General features: G+C 54.1%; 5 protein-coding genes. All 5 read left to right on the plus strand.

What is annotated here, in order from left to right; all coding sequences use genetic code 11:
- The first annotated feature begins 17 nt into the window (after positions 1 to 17).
- The 5 genes from ychF to QZV86_RS07390 all read left to right on the plus strand — a co-directional run bounded on the left by ychF (position 18) and on the right by QZV86_RS07390 (position 6,716).
- On the plus strand, positions 18 to 1,109 hold the full coding sequence (gene ychF, locus QZV86_RS07370; RefSeq protein WP_295625608.1) for a redox-regulated ATPase YchF: 1,092 nt from the start codon (positions 18 to 20) through the stop codon (positions 1,107 to 1,109).
- A 102-nt stretch (positions 1,110 to 1,211) separates the two neighbouring features.
- A complete protein-coding gene (gene fic, locus QZV86_RS07375) occupies positions 1,212 to 2,327 on the plus strand; it encodes a protein adenylyltransferase Fic (RefSeq protein WP_295625611.1) in 1,116 nt (371 codons plus the stop codon).
- Positions 2,328 to 2,402: 75 nt separating this feature from the next.
- Positions 2,403 to 3,038: an N-6 DNA methylase gene (locus QZV86_RS07380; RefSeq protein ID WP_295625614.1), complete on the plus strand. Its 636-nt coding sequence runs from the start codon at positions 2,403 to 2,405 to the stop codon at positions 3,036 to 3,038.
- Positions 3,035 to 4,684, plus strand: coding sequence for an Eco57I restriction-modification methylase domain-containing protein (locus tag QZV86_RS07385; RefSeq protein WP_295625618.1), 1,650 nt, complete (start codon positions 3,035 to 3,037; stop codon positions 4,682 to 4,684). Before QZV86_RS07380 ends, QZV86_RS07385 begins: the two co-directional genes overlap by 4 nt.
- Positions 4,677 to 6,716 (plus strand): DEAD/DEAH box helicase family protein, encoded by a 2,040-nt coding sequence (locus QZV86_RS07390; RefSeq protein WP_295625622.1) that lies wholly within the window; start codon positions 4,677 to 4,679, stop codon positions 6,714 to 6,716. The genes QZV86_RS07385 and QZV86_RS07390 overlap by 8 nt, the downstream gene beginning before the upstream one ends.
- Positions 6,717 to 6,736: the final 20 nt, after the last annotated feature.

Consider the following 6,736-nt stretch of genomic DNA (forward strand, 5'->3'; position numbering starts at 1 on the left):
TTCATGAGAATCAGACCATGAGTCTAAAATGCGGAATCGTAGGTCTTCCCAATGTCGGAAAATCCACCCTGTTCAATGCTTTGACCAAGGCGGGCATTGCCGCTGAAAATTATCCCTTCTGCACCATTGATCCCAATGTCGGTATTGTCGAAGTACCCGACCCGCGATTACAGAAACTCAGTGAGATCGTCAAGCCACAGAAAGTGCAACCGGCGATTGTCGAATTCGTGGATATCGCCGGATTGGTCGCAGGCGCATCCAAAGGGGAAGGACTTGGCAACAAGTTTCTAGCCAATATCCGCGAAACCGACGGCATCGTCAATATGGTGCGCTGCTTCACCGACGATAATGTTGTGCATGTCGCAGGCAAGGTCGATCCGATCTCGGATATCGAAGTTATTCAGACCGAGCTGTTGCTGGCCGATCTGGCTACAATCGAAAAAGCACTGCAACGCGAAGCCAAGGTGGCTAAATCCGGTAACAAAGATGCAATCAAATTATGCGCATTACTGGAACAGGCACAAGCACATCTTAACCAAGGTAAGCCTGCTAGAACATTGGATCTGGATAAAGAACAAAAGCTCTTACTGCAACCACTTTGCTTATTGACTGCGAAACCAGCCATTTACGTAGCGAATGTGAACGACCACGGCTTTGTAAATAATCCGCTGTTAGCCCGAGTGGAAGAATATGCTGCCACAGAAGGTGCACCAGTCGTAGCGATATGCGCGGCGCTTGAAGCAGAAATCGCAGAATTGTCTGATGAAGACAAGCAAATTTTCTTAGCCGATCTTAACCTGGAAGAACCCGGGCTTAATCGCCTGGTGCGCGCCGGTTACCAATTGCTTGGACTGCAAACCTACTTCACTGCCGGTGTCAAAGAAGTCCGCGCATGGACCATCCACAAAGGCGATACCGCGCCACAGGCAGCCGGGGTGATTCATACCGATTTTGAAAAAGGCTTCATCCGCGCCGAAGTCATCAGCTACGACGACTTTGTCACTTATAACGGCGAGCAGGGCGCCAAGGAAGCCGGGAAAATGCGCCTCGAAGGTAAGGAATATGTCGTCAAGGACGGCGACGTGATGCACTTCCGCTTTAATGTTTGATTGATATGTCGCAAAAACAGGAAATTTGCGACATATTTGATTGACCTGTCGCCGCAAACGACATAAACTGACGACGTGTCGCAAAAATGCAAAAATTAAACCATGACTGCCTGGCGTCCAGATCAACCTTACAACGACCTTCCGCCGTTGCCTCCCGCAGCCGAATTGGAAACACGCACGGTGCTCAAGCAATGTATCGCCGCACGGGCGGCACTAGCAGAACTTAAGCAAGCTGCCGAACTCATTCCCAACCAGGGCGTTCTGATCAATGCCCTACCGCTACTCGAAGCCCAAGCCAGCTCGGAAATCGAGAACATCGTCACCACGACAGATCGGCTATTTCAGTTTCAAAGCGCAAACGAGTATGCCGATCCAGCCACACGCGAAGCCCTGCGCTATAGCAGTGCACTGCTAGAAGGATTTCAAGCATTGAAGCAACACCCGCTAAACATCCGCACCGCGGAACAAGTATGCACGCGCATCAAGGGCGTGGACATGCAGGTGCGTCGCGTGCCCGGAACAGCGTTAGCCAATCAAGCGACCGGCAAAGTGGTTTATACGCCACCCGTCGGTGAGGATCTCCTGCGCGCCAAATTAGCCAATTGGGAACGCTACCTGCACGAAGCAAAAGATATCGACCCGCTGATTCGTATGGCCGTTGGGCATTATCAATTCGAGGCGATTCATCCGTTCACCGATGGCAATGGCCGCACGGGGCGCATACTGAACAGCTTGTTCCTGATTCAAGAAAACTTGCTGACGCTGCCGATTCTTTACCTCAGCCACTACATCATCAATAACAAAGCCGGGTATTACCGCCTGCTGCTTGATGTCACGCGCAACCAAGCATGGGAGCCGTGGATTGTCTACTTGCTGCAAGGCATCGAAGACACGGCGCGCTGGACCACCGCCAAGATTGCCGCCATCCGTACCCTATCAGGATTGACGATTACCCATGTGAAGCAGGCAGCACCGAAAATCTACAGCCGTGAGTTGGTCGATTTGATTTTCGATCTGCCTTACTGCCGCATTCAGAATCTGGTTGAAAAGGATATTGCCGGACGCCAAGCCGCCTCGCGCTATCTCAAACAGCTCGTAGAGATTGGCGTGCTGGAGGAAAGAACCATCGGACGCGAAAAGCTCTTTATCCATCCTCAGCTGATGCATTTACTGATGCGGGATGACAATACCGTCACCACTTATAAATATTTGGCATGAATATATTTTTTTATCGAAGCGGGGTCAGGCATGCTCTCAAATTACCTACAAGCTATCGCCTAAAGCCTTTTGCCCATGAACCTTATTAAATCTCGAAAGCGCGTCGCTGACCACGGAGAGGTATTCACTCCCGCGTGGCTGGTAGATGCCATGCTCGACCTCGTTAAGGACGAGTCGGAGCGCATTGATTCCCGTTTTCTGGAACCGGCCTGCGGAAGCGGTAATTTTATTGTCAAGGTCTTGCAGCGCAAGCTCGCGGCCGTCGAGTGTAAGTTCGGGAAATCTGACTTCGAAAAGCAGCACTATGCGATGCTGGCACTGATGTGCATCTATGGGATCGAGCTTCTGGCAGACAACATCACCGAATGCCGGGAAAATATGCTGGAAATCTTTGCCGACTACCTGAACGTGCAGGGGTCAGATGACATTTATCGTGCCGCTTCCTACGTGCTATCGCAGAATCTAATCCATGGTGATGCCTTGACGATGTGCACCAGTCGCAAAGAGCCGATTACCTTTGCCGAATGGGGTTATCTGGGCAAGGGCAAGTTTCAACGTCGGGATTTTCGTTTCGACATCCTCACTGGCATGTCGAGTCACGTTGAACAGGGGTCACTGTTTGCCAAGCATGAAATTTTCACCCCAATCAAGACTTACCCGCCGATGACGGTGAAAGAACTGGCAGCCTCGACTCTGGAGGCCACCCAATGACTGAACAAGCTGGTTTTGCGCTGCGCGGCCGCAACCCTGACGTACTGACTTGCATCGCGAATCTTTCTAACGACGAGGTATTCACCCCGCCAGCGTTCGCCAACAGGATGTTGGATACTGTTGCCGTGGCATGGGCGGCCAGCCACAACGGGGCGAACCTCTGGGCGGACAAGACGGTGAGGTTCCTCGACCCGTGTACCAAGTCGGGCGTGTTCCTGCGGGAAATCACCAGCCGTCTGACCAGTGGGTTGGCAAACGAGATTCCAGACCTAGAAAAGCGCGTCAATCACATCCTGACGAAGCAGGTGTTCGGCATCGGCATCACGCATCTCACTAGTTTGCTGGCACGTCGCAGCGTGTATTGCTCGAAGCACGCCAATGGGCAGCACTCCATAGCCAAATCCTTCACGAACGACTCGGGGAACATCTGGTTCGAACGCATCGAGCATACATGGGCCAATGGCAAGTGCACTTTTTGTGGTGCCAGTCAAGCGGCGATGGATCGCGGCGAGGCACTGGAAACCCACGCTTACGCGTTCATTCACACAGACAACATCAAGACTCGGATGTCCGAGTTGTTTGGAGGCAATATGCAATTCGACGTCATCATTGGTAACCCGCCATATCAGTTGAACGATGGTGGTTATGGCACCAGCGCCGCACCCATTTACCAGCTGTTCGTGGAGCAGGCCAAGGCGTTGGAGTCACGCTACCTGTCGATGGTTATTCCTGCACGCTGGTTTGCTGGCGGAAAAGGATTGGATGAATTCAGAGAAGCTATGCTTGCCGACAATCGCCTGCGATCCATTGCTGACTATCTCAGTGCGGCAGATGTATTTCCTGGCGTGGGACTCAAGGGCGGGGTTTGCTACTTCCTCTGGAATCGTGACCATCCTGGCCTCTGTGATGTAAGCACCCATTTCAAGGACTGGCCGGTCTCCACCGCCAGCCGCCTGCTCCTCGAAAAGGGAGCGGATGTGTTCATTCGTTTCAATGAAGGGTTGTCGATTCTCAAGAAAGTCGCTTCTGTCGAAACTGGGGAATCTGAATCTCTCTTGCTACCAGAAGGTAAGCGGTTTGACCGGTTGGTCAGCTCCAGAAAGCCGTTCGCACTCGAAACAACTTTCAAGGGCAAGGCGACAAAGCACGCCGGTGATGTGCTGGTCTATCAAAACGGTGGAATGAGCTACACGCCCAGAAAAGAAATTACGACAGGCACTGAACTCATCGACAAGTGGAAACTTTATGTTGGCCGCGCCGCGCCGGGTACCGGCAACCGCGACACCTACCCGCACCGCATCCTCAGCACACCGTTCATTGGCGAGCCCGGTAGCATCTGTTCTGAAACTTATTTGTGCATCGGCCCGTTCGAGACCCAAAACGAAGCCGAAAGCGCCTTGTCATACATCACCTGCCGGTTGACGCGCCTGCTGATCCTGCTGCACAAGCCATCTCAAGATACCACGCGCAAGGTCTATACCTTCGTGCCGACGCAGGAGTGGAACAGGAAGTGGACGGACGATGAGCTCTACGCGAAATATGGCATTACCGAGAGTGAAATCGCGTTCATCGAAAAGATAGTCCGCCCGATGGATCTCGCCAACGATTTGTTCGAAAATGTCTCGGTAGTCGAAGAAAATGAGTAAGACCATCGGGGACATCCTCACACCCAAGCCGGAAGCCCTGCCGCGCATCTATACCTACTCGATTGAGGATGCCGCGCACGAGGGTCTTCTCAAGGTCGGACAGACCACGCGCGAAGTGAAGCAGCGCATCGCCGAGCAGCTCAAGACCGCCGCCATCAAGAACTACCGCATCGAGATGGACGAATCTGCTGAGCGCGAGGACGGCAGCCTCTTCAGCGATCACGAAGTGCGCGCGGCGCTCGTCAGGAAGGGGTTCGAGAACATCGAGCTGGAGTGGGTGCGCTGCTCGGTCAAGGATGTAAAAACCGTACTCACCGAGCTGCGCATTGGCCAGCGCTTCACGGGAACGCACCACGAAACCTTCCCGATGCGCCGGGAGCAGGCCGATGCCGTGGACAAGACCTTTGACTACTACCAGTCAATCTGGAGTGAAAACAAGAACGCCGCTCCTCGTTTTCTGTGGAACGCGAAGATGCGCTTCGGCAAAACCTTCACCACTTACCAGTTGGCCAGGAAGCTCGGGGCGAAGCGCGTGCTGGTGGTCACCTTCAAGCCGGCCGTCGAGGATGCTTGGCAGACAGACCTAGAATCCCATACGGATTTCGATGGCTGGCAGTACCTTTCGCGTTCGTCCGGTAGCGACCCGACGCAGATCGACCGCAACAAGCCGGTCGTCTATTTCGGATCCTTCCAGAATCTGCTCGGTCGAGACATAGTCGGGAACATCAAAGCGAAGAACGAATGGCTCCACACGGTGAATTGGGATCTCGTGGTGTTCGACGAATACCATTTTGGGGCGTGGCGTGAAACCGCCAAGGAGCTGTTCGAAGGCGAGGAGGAGGAGGAAATCGCCAGGGCGGAGGCCCGCCTCGACGACGCCAAGCGATTGAAGGAGAGAATCGCCGATTTACAGGAACCATTGGAGAAGGAAACCGAGTTCCTGCCCATCACCACCCGGGCTTATCTGTACCTTTCCGGCACGCCGTTCAAGGCGCTGGCGACCGGCGAATTCATCGAAGAACAGATATTCAACTGGACCTACACTGACGAACAGCGCGCCAAGGAAGCGTTCGCCGCCACGAATCCGGGTCAGCGCAACCCCTACGGTGCGCTGCCGCAGATGCGGTTGCTAACCTATCAAATGCCGGATGAACTGCTGGTCATTGCAAGCGGCGGCGAGTTTGACGAGTTCGATCTCAATACGTTCTTCGAGGCATCGGGTACGGGCAGAACGGCACAGTTCAAGCACAAGAACGATGTGCAGAAGTGGCTGGACATCATCCGTGGGGGTTACGCACAAAAATCGGTCGAGCACTTGAAAACCGGTACGCGGCCACCGTTCCCGTATTCTGACGTGCGCCTGCTGCCTTACCTGCAACATTCGTTCTGGTTCCTGCCCAACGTCGCGGCCTGCCATGCGATGGCCAATCTGCTGGCGGAAAGGCACAATGTCTTCTGGCATGAGTACAAAGTGGCCGTCGCGGCCGGAGCGGCGGCTGGAATAGGATTAGAAGCACTGCCGCCAGTTCGAAAAACCATTGGCAGTGGATTCGAGACCAAGACCATCACGCTCTCGTGCGGCAAGCTCACCACCGGCGTCACCGTGCCACAGTGGTCATCCATCCTGATGCTGCGCAACCTTCAGTCGCCCGAGACCTACTTCCAGGCTGCGTTCCGCGTGCAGTCGCCGTGGTCCATCAAGAATCCGAACGGCGACAACCCAAACGAGGAAGAGATTCTCAAACCCGTCTGCTTCGTGTTCGACTTCGCACCCACCCGCGCCCTGCGGCAACTTTCTGAATATGGCATTGGCCTGTCGCCCAACGAGCCGAACCCGGAGAACGCGGTCAAGGAGCTTGTGTCGTTCCTGCCCGTGCTGGCCTACGACGGCGCGAACATGACACAGATTGACGCGGGCGGCATTCTCGACATTGCGATGGCCGGTACCTCGGCGACGCTGCTGGCGCGCAAATGGGAAAGCGCACTACTGGTGAATGTAGATAGAGCTTACTCAAAAAGCATAACTAACTGATTGAGTTTAACAATATTGTA

This window comes from uncultured Nitrosomonas sp. (assembly GCF_902826915.1).
In the GTDB taxonomy this organism is placed as follows: Bacteria; Pseudomonadota; Gammaproteobacteria; order Burkholderiales; family Nitrosomonadaceae; genus Nitrosomonas.